Source organism: Acidocella sp. MX-AZ03 (genome assembly GCF_027626035.1).
Classification (GTDB): domain Bacteria; phylum Pseudomonadota; class Alphaproteobacteria; order Acetobacterales; family Acetobacteraceae; genus Acidocella; species Acidocella facilis.
Window position 1 is genome coordinate 1,154,878 of sequence record NZ_CP110774.1, and the last position, 21,079, is coordinate 1,175,956.

Annotated in this window: 20 protein-coding genes and 2 pseudogenes; 3 read left to right on the forward strand and 19 right to left on the reverse strand. The window is 61.0% G+C overall.

Features of this window, described 5'->3' with window-relative positions:
* Window positions 1-25: 25 nt before the first annotated feature.
* The 11 genes from GT370_RS06465 to GT370_RS06515 form a co-directional block, all read right to left on the reverse strand.
* Window positions 26-1,780 (reverse strand): hypothetical protein, encoded by a 1,755-nt coding sequence (locus GT370_RS06465; protein ID WP_240376503.1) that lies wholly within the window; start codon window positions 1,778-1,780, stop codon window positions 26-28.
* Window positions 1,781-2,930: 1,150 nt separating this feature from the next.
* On the reverse strand, window positions 2,931-3,713 hold the full coding sequence (locus GT370_RS06470; RefSeq protein WP_008492608.1) for a cyclase family protein: 783 nt from the start codon (window positions 3,711-3,713) through the stop codon (window positions 2,931-2,933).
* A gap of 35 nt (window positions 3,714-3,748) precedes the next feature.
* Entirely contained in the window at window positions 3,749-4,414 is a 666-nt protein-coding gene (locus tag GT370_RS06475; RefSeq protein WP_270184088.1) for a hypothetical protein, read from the reverse strand.
* On the reverse strand, window positions 4,411-4,944 hold the full coding sequence (locus GT370_RS06480) for an MFS transporter (protein ID WP_270184089.1): 534 nt from the start codon (window positions 4,942-4,944) through the stop codon (window positions 4,411-4,413). Before GT370_RS06480 ends, GT370_RS06475 begins: the two co-directional genes overlap by 4 nt.
* An 11-nt stretch (window positions 4,945-4,955) precedes the next feature.
* The gene (locus GT370_RS06485; protein WP_008492606.1) at window positions 4,956-5,900 is read right to left on the reverse strand and encodes a SphA family protein; all 945 of its coding nucleotides are present in this window, start codon (window positions 5,898-5,900) and stop codon (window positions 4,956-4,958) included.
* A 154-nt stretch (window positions 5,901-6,054) separates the two neighbouring features.
* A complete protein-coding gene (locus GT370_RS06490; RefSeq protein WP_008492605.1) occupies window positions 6,055-7,041 on the reverse strand; it encodes a fumarylacetoacetate hydrolase family protein in 987 nt (328 codons plus the stop codon).
* A 16-nt stretch (window positions 7,042-7,057) separates the two neighbouring features.
* Complete coding sequence (locus GT370_RS06495) at window positions 7,058-8,185, reverse strand: FAD-dependent oxidoreductase (protein WP_039884676.1); 1,128 nt, start codon at window positions 8,183-8,185, stop codon at window positions 7,058-7,060.
* Window positions 8,182-8,601 carry a Rieske (2Fe-2S) protein gene (locus GT370_RS21300; RefSeq protein WP_008492602.1) on the reverse strand — a complete coding sequence of 140 codons (420 nt, stop codon included), beginning with the start codon at window positions 8,599-8,601 and terminating at the stop codon, window positions 8,182-8,184. Before GT370_RS21300 ends, GT370_RS06495 begins: the two co-directional genes overlap by 4 nt.
* Window positions 8,516-9,313, reverse strand: coding sequence for a VOC family protein (locus GT370_RS06505; protein WP_270184090.1), 798 nt, complete (start codon window positions 9,311-9,313; stop codon window positions 8,516-8,518). The genes GT370_RS21300 and GT370_RS06505 overlap by 86 nt, the downstream gene beginning before the upstream one ends.
* A 218-nt stretch (window positions 9,314-9,531) precedes the next feature.
* Window positions 9,532-10,689: an alpha/beta hydrolase family protein gene (locus GT370_RS06510; protein WP_008492599.1), complete on the reverse strand. Its 1,158-nt coding sequence runs from the start codon at window positions 10,687-10,689 to the stop codon at window positions 9,532-9,534.
* A 210-nt stretch (window positions 10,690-10,899) separates the two neighbouring features.
* Window positions 10,900-11,868 carry a LysR family transcriptional regulator gene (locus GT370_RS06515; RefSeq protein WP_270184091.1) on the reverse strand — a complete coding sequence of 323 codons (969 nt, stop codon included), beginning with the start codon at window positions 11,866-11,868 and terminating at the stop codon, window positions 10,900-10,902.
* A gap of 249 nt (window positions 11,869-12,117) precedes the next feature.
* Between GT370_RS06515 and GT370_RS06520 the strand changes: the two genes are divergently transcribed.
* Together GT370_RS06520 and GT370_RS06525 are read left to right on the forward strand one after the other, a co-directional pair.
* Complete coding sequence (locus GT370_RS06520) at window positions 12,118-12,597, forward strand: c-type cytochrome (protein ID WP_240376496.1); 480 nt, start codon at window positions 12,118-12,120, stop codon at window positions 12,595-12,597.
* A 90-nt stretch (window positions 12,598-12,687) separates the two neighbouring features.
* The gene (locus GT370_RS06525; protein ID WP_039884675.1) at window positions 12,688-14,388 is read left to right on the forward strand and encodes a pyrroloquinoline quinone-dependent dehydrogenase; all 1,701 of its coding nucleotides are present in this window, start codon (window positions 12,688-12,690) and stop codon (window positions 14,386-14,388) included.
* A gap of 99 nt (window positions 14,389-14,487) precedes the next feature.
* On the opposite strand, the gene GT370_RS21305 is transcribed toward GT370_RS06525, so the two are convergent.
* From GT370_RS21305 to GT370_RS06535, 4 genes are read right to left on the reverse strand one after another with little or no spacing between them, the layout of a single operon-like run.
* Entirely contained in the window at window positions 14,488-14,748 is a 261-nt protein-coding gene (locus GT370_RS21305; RefSeq protein ID WP_442865503.1) for a GTP-binding protein, read from the reverse strand.
* Window positions 14,664-14,885, reverse strand: a complete 222-nt coding sequence (locus GT370_RS21310) for a hypothetical protein (RefSeq protein ID WP_442865504.1) — start codon at window positions 14,883-14,885, stop codon at window positions 14,664-14,666. The genes GT370_RS21305 and GT370_RS21310 overlap by 85 nt, the downstream gene beginning before the upstream one ends.
* The gene (locus GT370_RS21315; RefSeq protein ID WP_442865505.1) at window positions 14,882-15,100 is read right to left on the reverse strand and encodes a GTP-binding protein; all 219 of its coding nucleotides are present in this window, start codon (window positions 15,098-15,100) and stop codon (window positions 14,882-14,884) included. The genes GT370_RS21310 and GT370_RS21315 overlap by 4 nt, the downstream gene beginning before the upstream one ends.
* Window positions 15,101-15,118: 18 nt before the next feature.
* Window positions 15,119-16,213, reverse strand: coding sequence for a glycosyltransferase (locus GT370_RS06535; protein ID WP_270184092.1), 1,095 nt, complete (start codon window positions 16,211-16,213; stop codon window positions 15,119-15,121).
* A gap of 236 nt (window positions 16,214-16,449) precedes the next feature.
* Between GT370_RS06535 and GT370_RS06540 the strand changes: the two genes are divergently transcribed.
* Window positions 16,450-17,625, forward strand: a complete 1,176-nt coding sequence (locus GT370_RS06540; RefSeq protein WP_083878420.1) for a glycosyltransferase — start codon at window positions 16,450-16,452, stop codon at window positions 17,623-17,625.
* Here the strand turns inward: GT370_RS06540 and GT370_RS06545 are convergent.
* From GT370_RS06545 to lpxA, 4 genes and pseudogenes are all read right to left on the reverse strand, one after another.
* On the reverse strand, window positions 17,558-18,727 hold the full coding sequence (locus GT370_RS06545) for a sulfotransferase family protein (protein ID WP_168118375.1): 1,170 nt from the start codon (window positions 18,725-18,727) through the stop codon (window positions 17,558-17,560). The genes GT370_RS06540 and GT370_RS06545 overlap by 68 nt on opposite strands.
* Before the next feature lie 40 nt (window positions 18,728-18,767).
* Window positions 18,768-19,166 (reverse strand): lactoylglutathione lyase, encoded by a 399-nt coding sequence (gene gloA / locus GT370_RS06550; RefSeq protein ID WP_008492590.1) that lies wholly within the window; start codon window positions 19,164-19,166, stop codon window positions 18,768-18,770.
* 30 nt (window positions 19,167-19,196) lie between these two features.
* Window positions 19,197-20,014, reverse strand: a pseudogene (locus GT370_RS06555) (LpxI family protein).
* Between the two features lie 165 nt (window positions 20,015-20,179).
* Window positions 20,180-20,973: pseudogene (lpxA, locus tag GT370_RS06560) on the reverse strand (acyl-ACP--UDP-N-acetylglucosamine O-acyltransferase).
* Between the last annotated feature and the right edge of the window lie 106 nt (window positions 20,974-21,079).

Genomic DNA, 21,079 nt, shown 5'->3' on the forward strand with positions numbered 1-21,079 from the left:
TTGCGAAGGGTACAAGATTATGAGATCAGACATAACGCCCATCGTCGATACGTCCAACTTCAGGCATTCGCTCTTTAATGCGAGGTTGAACCCAGTTTTTAGAGGAAGGATTTTTTGCGTAAAATTGTTGTCTACGACCATCTTCGGTTATTAAGCCGAATAATAAATTGGAATGATGCCCATAGTACACGGAGTTTATTTTGAAATGCTGAGATACCTCGTGAACGATCGGCAAACCATAACAGCCACAAGCAGCAACGAACAAGGTCGTTCTGTTTGCTTCAATGTCAGAAAACACACTATCTCGAAATGCCTCATAAGTTTGCGTCCAAGATTGATTTGGGTAAAATGGCCATACTGAATAAGGTGAAGGCACTGTTGAAAAGTTAGATAAAGTTGATTCGAAGCCTAGGTCTCTCCATAAGCGAGCGATTTTCCCGCTTTCAAATCCTTCAGAAATTTCTTCAGAATATGCTGTTGCTAAAGTCACCCGTTGCCGATCAAGAAATTTGATAAAGGCGTCGTCATTCCAGGAGTATATTTTTTTGGAACGAAAATCAGGTTGTGCTGCTGCGATGCCTAATAGCTCTTCGTCATGTCCCGAAAGCAACACGCCGTCCCTAAGCGCTTGGTAATATTTGCCAGCCCAATCTTCAAATGACACCGCCGCGTGTCCTGGCATCGCATACCAGCCTGCATTCGTTTGTAAGCTAATAATGTTTTTTTGTAGATCAACTTGAGGGTAATTATAAGGACTAGCTGAGAAGTCGAGCCCTTCATTTTTAGCACGGAGAGCATGGCAAGCCACGTGCTCTGCCATAATTTTTGAATTTGACTTAGATTCAAAATAGCTGCGCAATGCAAATAGTTCTACATTGCCAGCGCGCACGTAAAATTTTGGGTTCGTAGATGAAAAAATAGCCGCTGGATATGAACTTGTGTCCCGAAAGTCGCATGCTTGTTCTGCTACGGAAGACAGGGGCGAAGGACGAAGTTGAAGCCAGCGCAATGGGTTGACGAATGTGTTGTATAGTGAGGCCAAAAAGAAGTCGGCGTCAGTCACGTTAGTCCACGCTACGTAGCCACGATCGTGGCTATATACTGGCCAATTAAATAGCGCGCTTGCCGTAGTCATGAACGCTATAGCAAGCTGGAACGTCCAGCCTTCAAAGCCTTTAACCTCCAGGTAAGCTATGTTGAGCGAGATGAGATTTTTGTCTTTGTAAACAACTGGCTTGTTGTGATCAAAGGCAAGGGTCCAACAATCTGTGCCGGGCAAAAATTTCGTAAAATCGGTTGCGCTACGCACATGGCCAAAGAAAGAAATTGAAATTTGGAACGCAGATATTTCCGCAAATTCGAGGTGCTTTGAGTTGTATAATTGACCCAACGTAACAAGATAGTTGGCCGGTTGCAGTAGGAGCAACGCATTAAGCACTGCCAGCCGGGGAGCTTCATCGTTCAAAAAAATCTCAAAATTTGTGTATCTTAAAATTTCCCGACAAAAATTTTCGTACTGTGAAGTGCCCCGAAAAAGAGTTAATTGAGGCCACCAACTGTGAGTAAATTCTGGGCAGTTTTTAAGTTGGTCTTCAGCTACACGTCGCGCATCGCCTAGACGTTCAACCCCGCTGTTTCTAAGGAGTTCCATTAGATAATGAGCGCCCCAAGGGAAGAAGCCATCGTGTTTATAGATCTCATAATACCCGGCAATCGCGAGTTCGGGATCACCTTTTGATGTTTCTAAAAGTGCGCCGATTCTCTCATATACGTCTTTCACGGGCTTTTTCCCTTCCTTCGATCATTAGGCACCGTTAAATATTTTATCTGTTCTTCTGGGAGAATTGAACTGCAACAGCATGTAATAAGTGAATTAATTTAGCACGCTCCTGGTAACCTTCGAAAGGACATCGCTATGGAAATGACTAGGCACAGAACCTATCAATTAATTGGCTCGGCTCAGTTTGGCTTGATTCTAGAAATAGTGGAGGGTTTTCTCCCATTTCCGATCAGTTTTTTTCCGGGTGAAAGTCTGGCGCCTTTTTTCACTTGCGCACGGCGTTCCGCTGGCGGGTAACCGCAGCATCAAGGATAGCCTACAATGGAAAGAACCTCCAAAGCCGAACGTCCGCACGAGACGCTTTTCAAATGCTTTCGGAACATAAAAAAATATTTCTGGATTCGGAAATAAATTCTGCCGCTTTAGGGGATGTTGGGTTGAGAAAAAACCCAATCAATTAATTGATTTAAAATGCTTTTAAAAATATTTCGTTTTGCCAGGTCGCATCAAGGCCCTGGATGTCGATGAACCACTTCACGGACTGGCCGCTGACCCGGTGCCAGGGCAAGCCGCTAGCAGGTAAGGGGCGCCATTCTCGAAAACGGAGATGGTCGGGAGTCGAGCGGTCGGCACAAGCCCGTCGGTGACAGTCGGGTTGCCGTGTTCATGCTCTTATTGAAAAAATGCGGGATGGTCATACCGAGACGCAAAGCGGGCTGGGCGGCGCCCCAAAAACGCCCTGGCTCATAGTTAGGCATACTCAGGAATTTTGGGGCTTGTTTTGGGGTTAAATTAAGGGGGCTATTTATTTTCTCATGTTTTTCTCAAAGGCTTTAAAATTATCACGGTCCTACTTCGGGAGCCAGGTTTTTCAATGAACAATTTCGCTGCTTTCGAACCTGCTGGATTTGTTGGCCTGGCCAAAAGACGGGGCTGAAAAGCTCGTCCCAAACGGGCAAGCTCACAACGCCTTGGATAACGCCAGCGTAAATGCCGCGCGCTGCCAGGGCGATCGGCGCGACAATTCCTGGCCTGACATCGTCAAAGCATCCGCGCCGTAAAAGCCCCTGCGCGGGGTGGGCGCGCTCAGATCGCTTCTTCTAGGGCCGCGGCGCAGGTCAGCGGCACAAAGGAGGGTTAAAGACGGCGATCACGCCGTCTCCGCCTCCCATACAGCGACCGCCCGGGTCCAGCCCGCCGAGCCATTCTTGATTTTGGTCGGAAAGCAAATGATCTCGAAACCAAAAGGCGGCAGCTCGGCCAGGCGGGCGAGCTTTTCCAGGTGACAATAGCCGATCTTGGCGCCGGCCTTGTGCCCTTCCCAGATCAACGACGCATCGCCGGTTTCGGCAAAGCGTCTGGCTGTAAGGGGAAAGGGCGCGTCCCAGCTCCAGGCGTCGGTGCCGGTGACGCGCACGCCCCGCTCCAGCAAATATAAAGTCGCTTCACGGCCAATGCCGCAGCCTTTGCCCAGATAAGCCGGGGTGCCATATGCCGCGCCGGCGGCGGTGTTGATGACCACGATATCCAGCGGCCGCAATGTATAACCAATCCGCCGCAACTCCGCCTCAATATCCGCCGCGGTCGCCACGTAACCGTCTTCCATATGCCGGAAATCCAGCTTGACGCCGGGACGATAACACCAATCCAGCGGCACTTCGTCGATCGTGATCGCGCGCGCGCCGTCATCCATCGTCGGATGATAATGCCAGGGCGCGTCGAGATGCGTGCCGTTATGGGCGGTGACCTGCAAGCTCTCAACCGCCCAGCCGGCCCCATCCGGCAATTGGTCTTGCGTGAGACCGGGGAAAAAATTCAGCACTTCCGCGACGCTTTGGGCGTGATCCTGATAGAGGATTTTTGGGCGCAGCGGCGGCGGGTCGGCCGGGGTGTCGTTATCGATGGCGACTGAAAGATCGAGAAATCGTCTCATTCAAGGTCACTCCGGAAAAAGCGGGGGGGAGGCGTTCAGTCGGCCGCCGGCAGAGCGGCGGCCTGAACGCGGATGGCCAGAGGCGCGAGCAAAGCGGGCAATATCAAGGCCACCAGCCCCCAGCCGCAAAATGCCATGGCACTCACCAGGCTGACCCCGCCATGGCGCAACAGCAGGATGACAAGCGGGCTGAGGAATTCACCCAGGAACACGCAGCTATTGAAGCCCCCGGCGCCAACCCCGCGAACCTTTGAGGGCAGCGCCGCCAACGCCCAAGTGATCAGCCCCACCAGCAGCAGGCCGCACCCGAAGCCGTTCAAACAGCCGCCCAGAAGCAGACCGCCCTGCCCCTTGCTGACCGAAACCAGCAGCAGCCCCGCGCCAGCCGCGAAAAACCCGCCGCCGAACACCGGCACATAGCCAAAGCGCACCAGCAGGCGGAACAGCAAGGCGCCGGCCAGCACCGAGGCCTGGTTGCCGGCGGAAAGCAGCCCCGCCGTGGCCGGTGAATCGAGCCCCAGCCCGTGCAGAATGAAGCTGAGCTGAATGGGCACCATCAGCAGCGCGATACCGGTGACCAAGGCAAACGGGTAAGCCACGGCCAGCACCCGCCAGGGCAGCGTCTGCGCCCCCAGATGCGGCGTCAGCCGATGCGGCCGGGAGGGCTCCCACAACAGCTTCAATGCAAAGGGAAACATCACGATGCCGGCGACATAGAGCCAGAACGGCGTGCGCCAGCCAAACTCCCCAGCGCGCCGCCGAGCCCGAAAAACACCGCGGCCGCGAAAGACGCGACCGCCCCCTGCAGGGAGAGCCAGAGCATACGACTGCGGCCTTCGAAATAATCGCCGATGAGCGCGGTGCAAATGGTCATCACCACCGCCTCGGCAAGCCCCAGCCCGGCACGCGAGAGCACGATCGCGTGCAAGCCCTGCAAATAGAGCGGCGCGGTGCCGAACAGCGTGTAAACCAGCAAGCCGATCAGCAGCAATCGGCGTCTGCCGAATCTGTCCGCGAGCCAGCCGGCCAAGGGCGAAAACACCGCGATCATCAGGGCCGGGATGGTGAGCATCACCGGCGTCAGGGCTGCGACATTGGGGGTTGTGATGAAATGCGCCTGCACCTCGGCCAGCACCGGCCCAAGCAGGACCGCGCCCAGAATGGGCAGGCACGACCCGCACAGCAACAAGATGCCCTGGCCGGTTCCAGCCTGGCGTTGCGTCTCGTTCATTCTCCGCTCCTTCAGCTGGCGTGCACCGGCGGGGCCGGCGGCGGCGGCGCAAATAACGGAAAGCCGATATTCACCCAGAGATTATTTTCCTTTGGCGCGTTTTTTGAAATCACGTCGAACTGATCATTGACGTTGACGATGAAGGGGATCTTCCCCAGGAACCGGCCGCTATAGGTAATGGAGGGGCCGATCCTGAAAATCTCCTGACGCGAACCGGGTATTGCCGCGCCATATTGGCTGTCGCGCTGATATTCCTGCAACCAGCCGCCGGTCACGCCAAGCTCGACCGGCCCGATATTCCAGCCGGCGATATAATCCGCCAGGTAGGCATCGCCGGAATGGTAATGGGTGCGCGTATTCGTGCTGTTGAAGAAGAGGCGGTTGGAAACGCCGATATCCAGCCCATGCGGGTTGTTGTAGCGCAGCGAGAGCACCGGCGAGTAGGTGGTATAGCCGGAGGCGATGGCGGGCTTGCTGGCGCTGTAGGCGCCGGTAGGCAGAATGAAGTCAAACCCGCTGGCGATTTTGAAATTCCGCGTCACGCTCCATTGCCCGAGAAACGGTGTGATGGTGAAATTCGCCACACCGGCAGTATGAAATTTCTGCCCGAATATTTCGGTGTTCAGCACCACGATCGGCGGGACGATTTGCGTGTAGAGACGCCCATTGCCCGGCAAAGTCACTGGCCAGCTGATCAGGATGCGCGGCGTGGTTGAAACGGAATGCACCTTGAAGGGAGGGATCTGCTTCTTGTTGCCGTGGCTATCCGTGAGATAGCCGGCGCCGGATACGTCGGTTTGGTCCAACAGGAAAATCCCCGGAATCGGCGGCAAGGAGGCAATGCCGATCGAGGTGGTGCCAACGGGATAAGGCGCGTTGTTATTTTCGAACGCCAAGGCCGGTGCCGCCGCGAGGCAGCATGAGAGGGCCACGGATAGTTTCAGGATTTTTTTCATTTCCCCAGACTTTCTCGTTATAAAGGCGCTTTGCGCGCCGCTTGGACGGTTGCGATCAATCCATAATCATGAACGTTTGAAAAATTTAGTTTTTATATGGCTCCCATTGAGCGTCTCTATCGGCAAAGCAATTTCGCCAGGACGGTAGATAAAATCAGGAGATTTCCTGGCGCGGCGCGGCGACGACACGTTGCGACAAGGCACCGAACGGCGCATGGCCATCGGCATCATAAGCCGTCATCGCGACCTCATCGCCAAACTTCAGGAAGGCGGTGCGCGGTTCGCCGTGCAGGATCATCTCGCCGCCACGCATCTCCGCGATGCAAGCGCTTCCCACACGCTGCGGCGCGCCTTCCGAAACGGTTCCCGAGCCCAGCAACGTGCCTGCGCAGAGGCAGCGTGTGCGGGCGGCGTGGCGGATCAGTTCCGGAAAGCTGAAATCCATCGCCGCGCCATCGGGCTGGCCGAACAGCGCGCCGTTCAGGCTCACCGAGAGGCGCAATTTCGCCCGCCCCTGGTCCCAGGCGGCCCCCAGCTCATCAGGGGTGATCGCCACCGGCGCGAAGCTGGTGGAGGGCTTGCATTGCAGCCAGCCAAAGCCGGTGGCCATTTCCCGCGCGGCAAGCGCGCGCAGGCTCCAATCATTGGCGATTGTCAGCAGGCGGATCGCCCGATGCGCCTCCTCCAGCGTTGCCCCCATCGGCACATCGCCCAGGCATATGGCGAACTCGCCCTCGAAATCGATCCCCAACGCTTCCGAGGGGAATGGCACATCCTCGCACGGGCCGAGCAGGCTGTCCGATCCGCCCTGGTAGATCAGCGGCAGATCGCCCTGCACATTCTTCTCCAGGCGCAGCGCCTTGGTCATCAACGCGCCATGCGCCAGGAAGGCGGAGGCATCGAGCCATTGAAAGCTGCGCGGCAGCGGCGCCATCGCCTGCTCAGGGTCGAAAGCGAAGCTCTCGCATTGGCCGTCGTTCAAGGCCTGATACAAGTTGCGAAGCGCCGGTTCGCGCGCCTCCCACTGGTCCATCAGCGCCAGCATGGTGGGCACGGGCGCCAGGCAGGCGCGGGAGAGATCACGCGAGACCACGGCCAACCGCCCATCGCGGCTGCCATCACGCAAACTGGCCAGCTTCATGAGTCGCTCCCTTTTCTCAAATCGGCGCCGCCAGCGCCTGGTGGCTGTCGCGCATGATCCGCGCATGTTCCGCCTTGTCGCCACCCGTCCGCTCGATCACGCCAAGCCGCGCCGAGTTTTCCACCACCATGCGGCAGCGCTCCCAGCGCCGGGCCTGGAACCGCGCGAGCGCGGCCTCGATGCCGCCACCGCCAGCGAGTTCCTCGGCCAGCACAATGCCATCCTCGATCCCGATACAGGCGCCCGAGGCCAGATGCGGGGTGGTCGCGTGCACCGCATCGCCGACCAGCACCACCCTGCCCTGGTACCAGCTCTTCAGCAGCAGCCCTTCCAGCGGCCGGTAGATGATCTGCGACCGCGCCCCCAGCTGCGCCCTGATCGCCTGCAAAGCCGGGTCCGGGAATGGCGCCAGCAAGGCGCGCAGATGATCGACGAAGCCGGCCGGGTCCAGGCGCTCATGCGCCGCGCGGTCCTCGGTGACGAACAGATACATCTCCTCGGCGGAAACCGGATTCACCCCCGGCTTCACCCTGTCGCCCATCCACATTGTGCAGCGCTCAATCTCGGGCGGGCGCGGCAGCACCGCGCGCCACACACCCTGGCCGCTATAGGAAGGCGCCGGCGCGTCCGGGAACAATGACGTGCGCACCTTGGAATAAAGCCCATCGGCGCCGATCAGCAGATCATACCGGCCGGTGCCGCCATCGGTGAAGGCCACGTCCACGCCGGTTTCGGTCTGGCTGATGCTGGAAAAGGTCACGCCCAACCGCACCGCCACGCCAGCCGCGCGGGTGGCGGCGGCGAGAACCCCAGCCAGGACCGGGCGCATCACGCCGGCACCGCCCGGCACATCCGGCCCCGCCAGGCGCGGGGTGGGCAGCTGGCTGATCAGCGCCCCGGCCGGGGTGCGGATATCCACGCCATCAGAGCCATGGGCGACGCGCAAAAACGCATCCAGAACGCCGAGGGTTTGCAACGCCCGCAAGGTCGCCCCGCCCAGGCTGATCCCCGCGCCGTAAGCACGCCAGCCCGGGTCGATCTCAACCAGCTCGACCTGCATACCCCGCTTGGCCAGCTCAATCGCCGCGGCCATGCCCGCGAACCCGCCGCCAATGACGAGAATTTTCTTCGCCATTCCACTCATTTCGAAATATCCTTTGAGGTCAGAGGCGCGGATGCGGTGGGCAGGAGCCGCACCAAACCCTCCGCTGTCAGCTCCACAGGCAGGGAACTGAGCGACAAGCCGGCGCATGGCCCCGAAAGGCAATGGCCGGTTTCGATGTCAAACAAGGCGCCGTGGCCATGGCAGACGATATGCGCGCCGTCCGCATCCAGATATTCATGGCGCCGCCAGGCCATGCGCGCCCCTGGCCAATGCGGGCAGGAATCACGGTAGGCATAGACATGCCCGGCGCGGCGGACCAGAAAAATCGTATCATGCCCGTCTTCACCAGGCTCGACGCCAATGGCGCCATCAACCGGAATCTCTGAAATATGGCAGAGCACCGTCATGCTCAGCTGGCCGGGCGGGCATTTGGCGGCGGCCCGCCGGGCGCCCATTTCTCACGGAACTGGAACAGATAAGCCTGGCTGGCTTCCGGCCCCATCGCCGTGGCGCGCGGCACCCAATGATCGTCATGCTGGTCCATGTCCGCGTCGAATTCGGCGTGGCAGCCCATCGGGCAATTGAAATACCAGAACCAGTTGCTGCCGAAATGATGCCGCCCGGCCCCCAGAAGCTCTGAAAGCCGCGCTTCACCATCTGGGTTCCGGCCGCCAGAACCTGCGAGGGGCTGGCCATGTGGAAGGCGAAATGCTCGATGCCTTTGATATGCGGCGGGCTTTGGATCAGGAACAAGGCGTGATGATCCGCCATCCCGGCCGGACGCAGGAAGGGCCCGACATCGGTGAAACGATCCGTGCAGCGAAATCCCAGACGCTGCGTGTAGAAGGCTTCGGCCAAGGCCACATCGGGAACGAAATACACCACATGGGACAAAGTACGCGGCCGCGCCGCCGGCGCGCCGGGCGTGACACCGATGACATTCAGCCCACGGCTTTGCGTGGAATTGGGGACGTTGGGCATCACCTCCGCCGGCACCTCCAGCGTCTTGCGCGTCGCCAGGCAGATCCGCAAGGCAAAGCCCAGATCATCGTAAAATCCGATGCTGCCATCGGCATGCCAGGTGACCTCACGGTCACGCGCCATCTCCTTGGCAACCGCCTCGATCGTGTCCGTGTCGGCGGCGCCATAGACCGTCTCGCGCAGCATGGAACCGGTTTCCAGCGGGCGGGCAGCTGCGCATCCGCACGCGGACGAATGCTGATCCAGGTACCATCCTCGGCGAGGAAGTGCCCGCCGTCATCGCCGCGCTCCACCACGTCAAGTCCCATATTGGCGAGGAATTCATTGCAGGCGCCAACATCGTCAACACCGAAAACAAGCCCTTCGAGGCTGGTGATGTTCATGTCTCTCTCCGTGATATCGGTTCAGGCCAGCCGGCCGCCGAGGGTTTGCGCCACCCAATCGGCGATATAGTGACCGGCATTGATAGAATTATCGAAACTCGAATGCTGCACACCGCCTTCGCGATCGGTGAAAATCTTCAGCTCGCGCTTGGGGCTGTTGACCAGCGCGTCATAGGTGCGGCCCGCCATCTCCAGCGGAATTTGTGAATCCTTCTCGCCATGCGTGACCAGAAACGGCACCTTGATGCGGTCCAGAATCCCGTCGAGATGCACATTTTCCGCGATGGCCATGAAGTCATCGATATTCGCGGCACCCCAGACCCAGCAGACATGCTCCCAGTAATGCGGCACCGGAAAGCTTCCCTCTTTTGCCAGACGGCGCTTCTGCACCTCGCGCCAATCATGGTTCGCCCCCCAGGACACACCCATGGCAAAGCGCGGCTCGAAGGCCACGGCGCGCGGACAATAATAGCCGCCGAGCGACACGCCCTCCAAGCCGATCCGCTTGGGGTCGATCTCCGGTTGGGCCTCCAGCCAATCCACCACGACGCTGGCCCAATGCTCGGAATCATAACGTGCCGTTAGATTATGCAGGCGCAGCGCCTCGCCCGTGCCGGGCTGGTCGATCACCAGCGAGGACACACCCCGACTGGCCAGCCAGGCCGGAAGCCCGACGCGATATTTCATCTCTTTCGTTGAATCCAGGCCGTTGACCTGTACCAGCACCGGCGCGGGGCCGCTGACATCTTGCGCCTGCACGAACAAGCCGGAAATCACCTTGCCTTCGTAGGGGATTTCCACGCGCCGGCAATTCTGCCGTGAGAGCGCCACGCCTTTTTCGAAAATTTCCAGAACTTTTTTGTAAAGCTCAAGCCGGCCAGGCGCGTTGCGCGATTGCAGGCGCTCGCAGGTCAGCAGATAGATGGCGGCGCGATTGAGCTTTTCACCGGCGGATAAAAGCCGCCCCGCGGCTTCGTCCTCCTGGGCGAGCTCGACCAGCTTGCCGGCCATGTTTTCCCAGGCTTCCCGGAAGGCCCGCGTGCCGGCGGCATCCGGGGCTTTCGCCGCCTCTTGCAAGGGCGCGCACATCTCCTCGATCTCGCCGATCCTGGCCCCCATCTCGATGGCGAGATCGACAGACAGATTCCAAACATAATTGGTGGGAAAATAGCGAAACATGAAATTCTCCGCGCATACCCGCCGCTTGTGCGCGGGCTTACGCCTGATGAGAGTCAAAATCAGAAATCGAGCCCGTTCATCCGGGTCGGGACGCGAATAAATTATCCGCTCGGCAAAGACGAAATCCCCTCACAACTTTTGTTGTGCGTTCATTGCGCCAGGGGGACGGCCGTTCAAATCATCGTTTTGAATGAAAGCAATAAAAACTGTCTATGGGTGAGAAAACGCCGCATCAATCAAGGCTTGCAGCCTTTGCGCCTTATCCTTGACCAGCCCGCGCAACCATTGATTGCCGGGATCGTCATTGAGGTGAGCCGGCCAGCACATTACTTCCGGCAGTGCGGGAAAGGTGAAATCGGGCTTCACCACCCGCAGCCCCTTGCCGACCCAATGACGTGCCAGCAGCCACGGCAGGCTTGCCACTAACGGCGTGCCGATGACGGCCGCCGCCAGATTGATATAGTTGGGCAGACGAAGCCGAATATTCCGGGTGATGCCCGCGCGCGAAAAATACAGATCAGACTGGCTGATATGGGAAGATTCGCCAAACTCAATGGCCGCATAAGGCATCGATTGAAACGCATCGAGCGGCAATGTGGCGCCGACCGCGTCATTTCTCTCCCAGATCACCGGGACAAATTTATCCTCGAACACGGTTTCAAAATGATCATTCGCGTTCACGAACTCCGGCGGATGAAACATCAGATCAAGCTTGCCCTCGGCAAATTGCTGCCTGACTGCGGCTGAAAGACTGACAATCTGGGTGTTGATGCGCGGCGCGCGGTGCAGCAGCTCTCGTTGAACATCGAGCACCAGGGCATCGACGACATAATCCGAAGCGGCGATGACAATATCGGTCTCGGCTTCCGCGGGGTCGAAGCTGGAGCGGGTCAGCGCCACACGCTGCGCCTGGCGCAACAGCTCCGAAACCGGATCGCGCAGCCGGCTGGCCAAAGGCGTGGGCACCATGCGCCGCCCGACCAACACCAAAAGCTCGTCCTTGAAATGCAGCCTTAAGCGGGAGAGCGCGTTGCTGATCGTCGGCTGGGTGACGTTCAGCTGTTCCGCGACACGGGTGACATTTTCATGCGTCAGCAGCGCATCAAGGACGATCAGCAGATTCAGGTCCAGGCTATTGATCCGCATTGCGCCGCCTCCCTTTGTTATCGACAAACCCAATCATCGCGCTGGCTCTGGTTGAACGCCGGCAGGCCACGCTATCACGGCCGGCGGCTATAACTCCATGGGCAAGCAGGGCGCGATTTCGAAGCGCACATCGCTTGGGTCAAGGAGGATACCCCCGCCACCCGCAGACCCTTGGCGCCCCGGACGCCGGCGCGGGCCTGTGCAGAAGCGGGACAACCCTGCATGAAACCATGCCTTGCATCCCAGACGATATTTATTGTACCCTCATCATGAACGCGAAGATTGCGGCGGCGTCCTAAAAATCAAATCAAAGCTGCGAATAAACCAATGAGTTTTCAAAAAATCGCCTCTAAGACGGCACTGCTGACCCTGTTTTCCCTGGCGGCTTTCACGCCGGGCCAGGCTGCCTGTCCAAGCGGTGGCATCTATTCGTCAGCCCAGGCGCAGGCGGGCATGAGCGTCTATAATGATAAATGCGCTTCCTGCCATAATGCAGATATGTCCGGCAATTCCGGCCCGGCGCTGGCGGGGCCAAAATTTCAGGCCTATCTGCAATTCACCAAAATCACCGCTTCCCAGCTGGAATCATTTATCGCCACCCAGATGCCGGCGGATGCGCCGGGCAGTCTGACGGATACGCAATATAAGGATATTTTTGCCTATATCCTCTCCTATAACCATTACCCGGCGGGAACGGCCGATATGACGAATGACGGGTTGAGCTGCCTCAATATGCTGCCTTATCCCGGCAAGGCCCAGTAAGGGCACGTTTACACAAAATTCGGAGCCTATGCCTCAAAACCTTAAAAATCCAAGCTAAAAGCCAACACAATAAAAATCAGGGAGATTGAAATGAACAGTCCAAGGTTCAAGAAAACATCTGCAACCCTGGCTTCGGTTTTGGCCGGCACGGCGCTGCTGCTCAGCCTGGGCGCGGCGGCGGCGGACCAGCCGCCGGAAAATATGGGGGCTGAAACCGGCGGCGCGAAAGCGGCCGCCAGCGGCCCGGCGGTGAGCGCGAACACCAACGTCACCGATGAAATGACCGCGACTGCCGCGAAAACCGGGCAAAACTGGCTGGGCTCGGGCGATGGTTATGAAAATCACCGGTTTTCGCCTCTGAAACAGATCAACGACACGAATATCGCGAAACTCGCGCCCGTCGCCATCGCTCAGACCGGCTATACCGCCAGCTTCGAGACGACGCCGATCGTCGTCAATGGTGTGATGTATATCACCACGCCGATGGTCAACAGCAAGCAGGCGCTCATTGCCATGAATGCGGCCACGGGCGAGACGCTATGGACCTACACCTACACGGACGGGCTGAACCAGATCTGTTGCGGCCCGGTCAATCGCGGCGCCACCGTCGCGAATGGGAATGTCTATTTCCTCACACTCGATAACAGCCTGGTCGATGTCAACGCCAATACCGGCGATCTGGTCTGGAAGGTGAATGTCGCCGATGCGCAGGCCGGCTATTCGGAAACCATGGCGCCGATCGTCTATAAGGGCCAGGTGATTATCGGCAGCGCTGGCGGTGAGTGGCCGATTCGCGGTTTCGTCGCCTCCTATGACGCCGCGACCGGCAAACAGAGCTGGCGCTTCAACACCACCAACGACAAAACCAGCTGGGCTGGCGATTCCTGGAAAACCGGCGGCGGCACGGTGTGGACGACCCCGGCCATCGACACCAAGCGCGGCCTGCTGATCTTCTCGACCGGCAATCCCAATCCGGATCTGGATGGCTCGCAGCGCGCCGGCGATAATCTCTACACCGATTCCATCGTGGCGCTGCACATCAAGGACGGCACACTGGCCTGGTACTATCAGGAAGTGCCGCATGATGTCTGGGATTACGACGCCGTCAGCAATGTCGTTCTGTTCGATACCATGGACCATGGCAAAATGGTGCCCGCGGCCGGGCAAGCCGGCAAAACCGCGTTTTTCTACATCGTCAACCGTGAAACCGGCAAGCTGATCCGCAAATCCGAACCGTTCGACGAGCAGAAGAACATGTTCGCGCAACCGACCAAGGAGGGCGTGCAGAGCCTGCCAGGCGCCAATGGCGGCGATGACTGGGCGCCACCGGCCTACTCGCCGCTGACCAAATATATCTATGTGATGGGCATGAATCAGCTGATGACCTTCACCACGGAGAATAATGCCGGCGATATACCGGGCCAGATCCGTCTCGGCAGCACCTTCAAGAACGTGCCGCACGGGCTGCAAAACGGCACCTTCACCGCCATCGACGTGAATAGCGGCAAGATCGCGTGGAACGTGACCGTGCCGCAACCGACGATGGGCGGGGCCTTGGTCACCGCCGGCAACATCGCCTTCATGGGCGAGGGCAATGGCTGGTTCGATGCCTTCAACGCGAAAACCGGGAAGAAATTGTGGCATTTCTACCTGGGGGCGGGCGTCAACGCGCCGCCTGTCGCCTATGAGGTCAATGGCCGTGAATATATCGCCGTGGCCGCGGGCGGGAATTTCCAGATGACCTATCCGCTCGGCGACGCGGTGGCGATCTTCGCCTTGCCGCAAGGCTAAAAATGACGCTGTTCAAAAAGACCGCGTTATAATCAAGAAACCCGGTCAGATCTGTTGATCTGACCGGGTTTTGTCATGCGTCATTCCAAGCTTTTCGGCTCAGGCCGCCTTGCTGAACAGCACCGCCTTGGTGATGGCATCGGCCAGCGCCTCGATCCCCTCGCCGCTGCGGGCATTGGTGGCCAGGAGCGGCTTGCCGGCGCGGGCGGTGGTCGCCTCCGCGAGCATCGCGTGGAGATCGACGCCGACATGCGGCGCCAGGTCGGTCTTGTTGATCACCAGCAAATCACAGCGCAGCACGCCGGGGCCGCGCTTGCGGGGATATCGTCGCCGCCGGCGACATCGATGACGAAAATCCACCAATCGACCAGATCCAGCGAGAAGGTGGAGGCGAGGTTGTCGCCGCCGGATTCATAAATGATCAGCTCCAGCCCGGGATTGGCGGCTTCCATCCGGTCGCCGGCCAGCATGTTCAGGGTCGGGTCCTCGCGGATCACGGTATGGGGCAGGCCCCGGCCTCGACCGCGCCGACGCGCTCAGGGTCGATCAGCCCGGAGCGGCGCAGCCGTTCGGCGTCCTCGGCGGTGACGAGATCGTTGGTGATGACGGCAAAATTCACGCCGCGTCGCTGCAGCACCGGGATCAAGGCTTCGATCAGGGCGGTTTTGCCTGAGCCCACCGGGCCGCCGATACCGATTCGCGCTGCTGTCATCTGCCCTCGTCACTCCATTCACGGATTCGCCATCTCAGCAAACACCTTGGGCGCTGGCGCGTCCAGCCCCATCGCGCAGGGCCGGATTCCGGCCGCCGCCAGCGCCGCCTGCATGGCGGCGCCGTCCAGGCAGGCCCTGGCATGCATCTGCCCCTGGCGGCCCAGATGATGGCGCTGCGCCGGATGGTCAGCGAGGCGGTCCAGCCAGACGGCGGCATGTTCGATCTCCGGCTCCGCCCAAAGCGCGCCGGGCAGATCCGCATAATGCCCACCCGCATCGCGGACCGGGATCAGGCGATGCGGGACGAGGCCAGCGCTGTCCGCATCCATGAAAGCGAGATTGCCGGACCAGCCGGTGGCCACCACCGGCTTTCCGGCCAGCATCGCCTCGGCCAGCACCAGCCCGAACCCTTCCGCGCGGTGCAGGCTGAGCACGATATCGGCCCGCCACAGCAAGCCAGCGAGGCGCGGCCGCGGCCAGTCCTCCGGGATGATGCGGATATTTGGCCCGGCCTGGGCCTGCACCAAAGCGGCCGCACGCGGGAAGGCCGCCGCACCCTGAAGCTTGACGATCAGCACACGATCGGCCCGCGCGCCGAAGGCCTGGCGAAACGCCGCGATGGCCGCCAGCGGGTTTTTGCGTTCCAGACCGGAACCCAGAGCGAGCACGACCAGCACCACCACCGCCTCTGGCGGCAGCGCCAGAGGCTCCGGCGCTACCGGGGCGGGCGGCGGGCAGAGGGCCAGAGGATAAGGCACCAGCCGTACCCGGCCGGGTAGCAGCCGGCTCAGCGCCCGCGCCACGAAGGGCGATGGCGCCCAGACCTCGTGCACATAGCGCGCCCCCGCCGCCCAGGCGGGCGGCAAAGTCGGCAATTCCCAGACCCAGCTGCCGATGACATGGCGGCCGCGCAGGAAATCGGCACCGCAACGGGCAAGCATCGGCGCCAGGCTAGGAGCGTTGACCGCCAGCAGCAGGGCAGCGGCTGGTGGTACTTGGCCGCTGCGGGGATGGCCGATGCCCAGCCGGACCGGCGTGCCGCCATAGCCCAGCGCTGCCGCCGCCGTCGCGAAACACCGCGCCGCCTCGCCCAGCCCGGTCAGCGCATCCATCTCGCCCGCCACGGCAAGTCCGGTCGAGCGCGGCGGCGGGGTCGGATCGCAGGAGGGGCCATATGCCCGGCGAGCCAGGCCAGCCCCTCCCGCCGGGCCTTTTGCGGCAGGCAGCGCCAGAGCCGATGCGGCAAGGATAGCGAACCGGTCACGTCACACCTCCAGTCGGGTTGCAACGATTCATCTTTTAACAACTTTTAGTTTAATTTCGACAACGTTTTTATTATGCTGTGCGTATGTCAGAACCGCTCTTATTGCCGTTTCGTCCGGTACAGCCTCCGGCGCTGGACGGGCTGGCCGCGCCCCTCGCCGGGCGGCTGCTCTGCGCCATGCGCTATGGGCCGCTCGGCGCCAGTTCGCGGCTGCGGCTGGGGCAATATATGCCGCTTCTGGCGCAGGCGGGCTTAAGCGTCAGCCAAAGCTCGTTTCTTGATGATGCGTATCTGCGGGCGCTCTATAGCGGGCGAGCGCGAGGCGGGGCGGCGCTGGACGGATATCGGCGGGCCTTGTCCCTGCCCCAGGCCATCCGCCAGCATGATCTGCTCTGGATCGAGAAGGAGCTGCTGCCCTGGATGCCATTCTGGCTGGAGCGCGGGGTGCTGGGGCACACGCCCTATATTCTGGATTTCGATGATGCCTGGGCGCTGCGCTACGCGGCCTCGCCGTCGGCTTTGGTGCGGGCGGTGCTGCGCAACAAGTTCGGGCAGCTGCTGCGCGGCGCGGCCTTGTGCATCGTCGCCAACGAAACTCTTTATCGCTGGGCCGCCAGCGAGGGGGCGCGCCATATTCTGCTGCTGCCGACCGTGGTGGACATCGCCCGCTATGAGCCGCGGTCCCCGCCTTGCGGCCCGTTCACCATCGGCTGGATCGGCACGCCGCTGACCGCCGCCTATCTGGATCTCGTCGCCGCGCCGCTGCGCCAGCTGGCGCGGGAAGCGCCGATGCGGCTGCTGGTGATCGGCGCGCCCGGTTTCACCCTGCCCGGGGTGGAGGTAGAGAGCCTGCCCTGGAGTGCAGAGAGAGAGGCTGAGCTGATCGGGCGCTGCCATGCCGGCATCATGCCGCTGCCGGACAGTGAATGGACCAACGGCAAATCCGGTTACAAGCTGATCCAGTATATGGCGATGGCAAGGCCGGCGGTGGGCAGCGCCATCGGCGCCAATCATCGCATCGTACAGCCGGGGGAAACCGGCTTCCTGGCCAGCAGCAGCGCGGACTGGCTGCAAAGTCTGCGGACGCTACGCGACGACCCTGCCCGCGCCAGCGCGATGGGCATGGCGGCGCGGCGGCGGGTGGAGCAGCATTACACCCTCGCCGTCACCGCGCCGCTGCTGGTGGAGACGATCAGCGAGCTGCTTGGCAATAGGTTTGCACGTAGGGCAGAAACGCCGTCTGCAGGGCCGGCACGCTGAGCTTGAAGGTCTCCAGCCGGTAGGGCGCGTGGCGACGATATCCGCCGCGGGGCTTGGCTTTGATCTTGCCATCCATCGCGGCGCGGGCGGCCGCGGTGAAGGGCTCATCGAAATGCGCGTAGATGCGCTCGATCGCCGTCAGCGGGTCGGCGGTGAATTCCTCATACTGCATGTGCAGCTTGCGCGCCGCCGGCACATCCGCGCGCTGGTCGAATTCCAGCAGCAGGTTCGCGCCCTGCGTCCAGCGCGCCGCCACCTGTGCGCCGATCTCCCCGGCGTCGATATTGCGCAGGAAGGGCTTGCGCAGCACCTGGGTGAGATGCGCCACCGACCCCAGCACGGCGATCGGGTCGCGATGCAGAATCACGAAGCGCGCATCCGGATACACATCCAGGATCGCATCCAGCGTGAAGGTGTGGTCAGGGCATTTCAGCACCCAGCGCGCGGAGGTGCCGTTTTGCAGGAATTGCAGGAACTTCTTGTGAAACACGAAGGCATCGCGATGGCCGTGGGTTTCCAGCCAGTCGAAATAGCCGGGCACGCGATGGGTGCTGTCGAAGCGCAGGCTCTGAAAGACATGCGAGGTGATCTCGCTGCATTCCTGCGGGCTGTCGGCATGGATCGGGTGCATGTCGCGAAAGCCAGGGGCCAGATCGTTGAACAGATCCAGCTGCTTATCGACGCTGATCACCCGCTTGTCGCCAGCCGGGTTGAAGCCGGCCGGGCGCGGCGCGGGATAGATCATCTGCCAGTTGCGTGGCACCTGGTTGTCAGGGTCTTCGGCCATCAGCGCATGCAGGAAGCTGGTGCCCGAGCGCGGCAGGCCGAGGATGAACAGAGGCGCCTTCACCGGCGTGGCGCCGAGCGCCGGATTGGCGCGGTGGGCATCCTCGATGGTCTGGGCGTTGCGCAGCAGCCGGGCGAAATCCCAGCGCAGCGAGACGCGGCCGAACAGGCTCAGCTCTGATTCGGCCTTAATGGAGGCGAGCAACGCCTCCAGCCCGGCGACGGAATCAGCAGTGGGCGTGGCCCCGGCGGTGCGGATCAGCGCCTGCGCGGAGGGCACCGCGAAGGCGCCATCCGGAATGACCTTATCGGCCAAATTGAAGCTCCGGCTCAAACACTTCGCCAGGGCTGACATCTCAGTGCGACTTCCGCTCGATCAGCTCGATCTTGTAACCGTCCGGATCCTCGATGAAGGCGATCACCGTGGTACCGAATTTCACCGGGCCGGGCTCGCGGGCGATTTTCACCCCGGCGGCGCGCAGTTTTTCGCAGGTGGCGTAAATATCCGGCACACCCAGCGCCAGATGGCCGAAGGCGGAGCCAAGTTCGTAGGTCTCGACGCCCCAATTATAGGTGAGCTCAAGCACGGTATTGCTGCGCTCATCGCCATAACCGACGAAAACGAGGGTATATTTGCCATCCGGCACCTCGTTGCGGCGCAGCTCTTTCATGCCCAGCAGTTCGGTGTAGAATTTTACGCTTCGTTCGAGGTCGCCGACCCGCAACATGGTGTGGAGGTACGTAAATTCGCTCATCGCCTGTCCTCTTCGCTCGCGTTCATGAACTTATGTTGAAACGCCCAACAAAAAAATATGTTCTTTGTTCGCTGTTTCAATAAGTTGCAGTTTCGAGGCCAATATGGTGCCGCCGGCTTCAAATGCCACCCCCCTGAGCCCAGCACGGGACGCATGGCTTATCGTATCCGGGCCGATCGTCGGCAGGTCGGCGCGGCGCTCTTGTTGCGGTTTGGCCATCTTCACCAGCACGCCGGCCGGGCCGGGGCGGGCGACGGCGGGGATGCGGGCGAGCATCGCATCGGTGCCCTCCACGGTTTCCACCGCCAGCACGATGCCCTGCTGGACCACGCAAGCCTGGCCGATATCGGCCGCACCGGTGAGCTTCAGCACCTCGATGCCGCGCCTGATGTCGGCCATCGCCTGGGCGTCCGGGCCGAGAGCGGTGAGCAGCCCGTCCGGGCCAGCGCGTCATTGATGATCTCATGCGCGCCGAGCACGTTGAAGCCTTCCTCGGAGAGCACCCGCACGATGGCGGCGAGCAGCCCGTCATCGCCCAGGAACGCCGCCTTGCCGACGCGCGCCAGAAGTTTCGCCCCTTCGGCATCCGGGCGCAGCGAGAGGAAGGAGGGGCGCTTGACCGGGCCGATCATCACCAGATCCCGGCAGCCGCGCTCGCGGAAGGCGCGGATCATCGCGCCGATGGCGCCGAGCCGGAAGGCATGGTGCGGGAAAGGCTGCACGATCTCCGGCAGCGCATAGCCTTCCAGCGCGGCAATGAAGACCTCCCGCCCGGATGCCCGCGCCGCCGCCGCCACCTGGCCCGGCAACGGCCCGCCGCCCGCGATAATCCCCAGCGGTGAACTCATGCCCTCCCCCCTCTCAGATGCGTCGATCTTATGTGGCAAAAGTTTTTGGGGTATGGGGCTTTTTTCAAAAAGCCCCATAAACGTCTGGGGTGGTGGCACAGGCGCTGCCTCAACCCCGAACCTTTTCGCCGCTTTTTTGAAAAAAAGCGGCCCCTCCGGCGCCTTTTATTCCTCGTCGCCCGCGACGTTGGTCAGGATCCCATGCTTGGACGGCGTGGCGATGAAGGCGAGGATCTGCTGGACATGCTCATTGTCCTTGTAGGTCTCAGCGGCCTCGGCAACGCGCGCGGCGAACACGCCAGGGCCGCAGAACAGGAATTTATAGGCGTTATTGACCTCGGCCAAAGCCGCCTTCTCCAGCCCGCGCCGCTTCAGCCCGATCAGGTTCAGCCCCAGCAGCTCCGCCCGGGTGCCAAAGACGCGGGCATAGGGATGACGTCGCGGGTGACACCGGTGAGGCCGCCGACCATGGCGCCGGTGCCCACCCGGGTGAATTGCAGCAACGCCGCATTGCCGCCGATCACCGCGCGGTCACCGATCTCGACATGCCCGCCGAGGGCGACATTGTTGGAGATGATGACGCCATCGCCCAGCACGCAATCATGCGCGACATGGACGGTGGCCATCAGCAGGCAGTCGGCGCCGATGCGGGTGATGCCGGAGCCGGTGACGGTGCCGCGATGGATGGAGGCGTGCTCGCGGATCTGGGTGCGCGGGCCGATCACCGTCTCGGTCTCCTCGCCCTTATATTTCAGATCCTGCGGCTCCAGCCCGATGGTGCAGAAGGGGAAGATCTTCGCCCCTGCCCCCACCCTGGTTCGCCCGGAAATGGCGACGTGGCTGACCAGCTCCACCCCCGCGTCCAGCACCACATCCCGGCCGACCGTGCAGAACGGGCCGATTTTCGCATCCGGCGCGATGGTCGCGCCGGCTTCGATGAGGGCGGTGGGGTGAATCATGGGTGTTACCGTATCCAGCATGTCTTGTCCGCTTCAAGCTGCCCGGGCTGTAGCGGGGCGAAGCGTCCGAGGCCAATCAATTTCAATTACCGCTTATGTCTCGGCG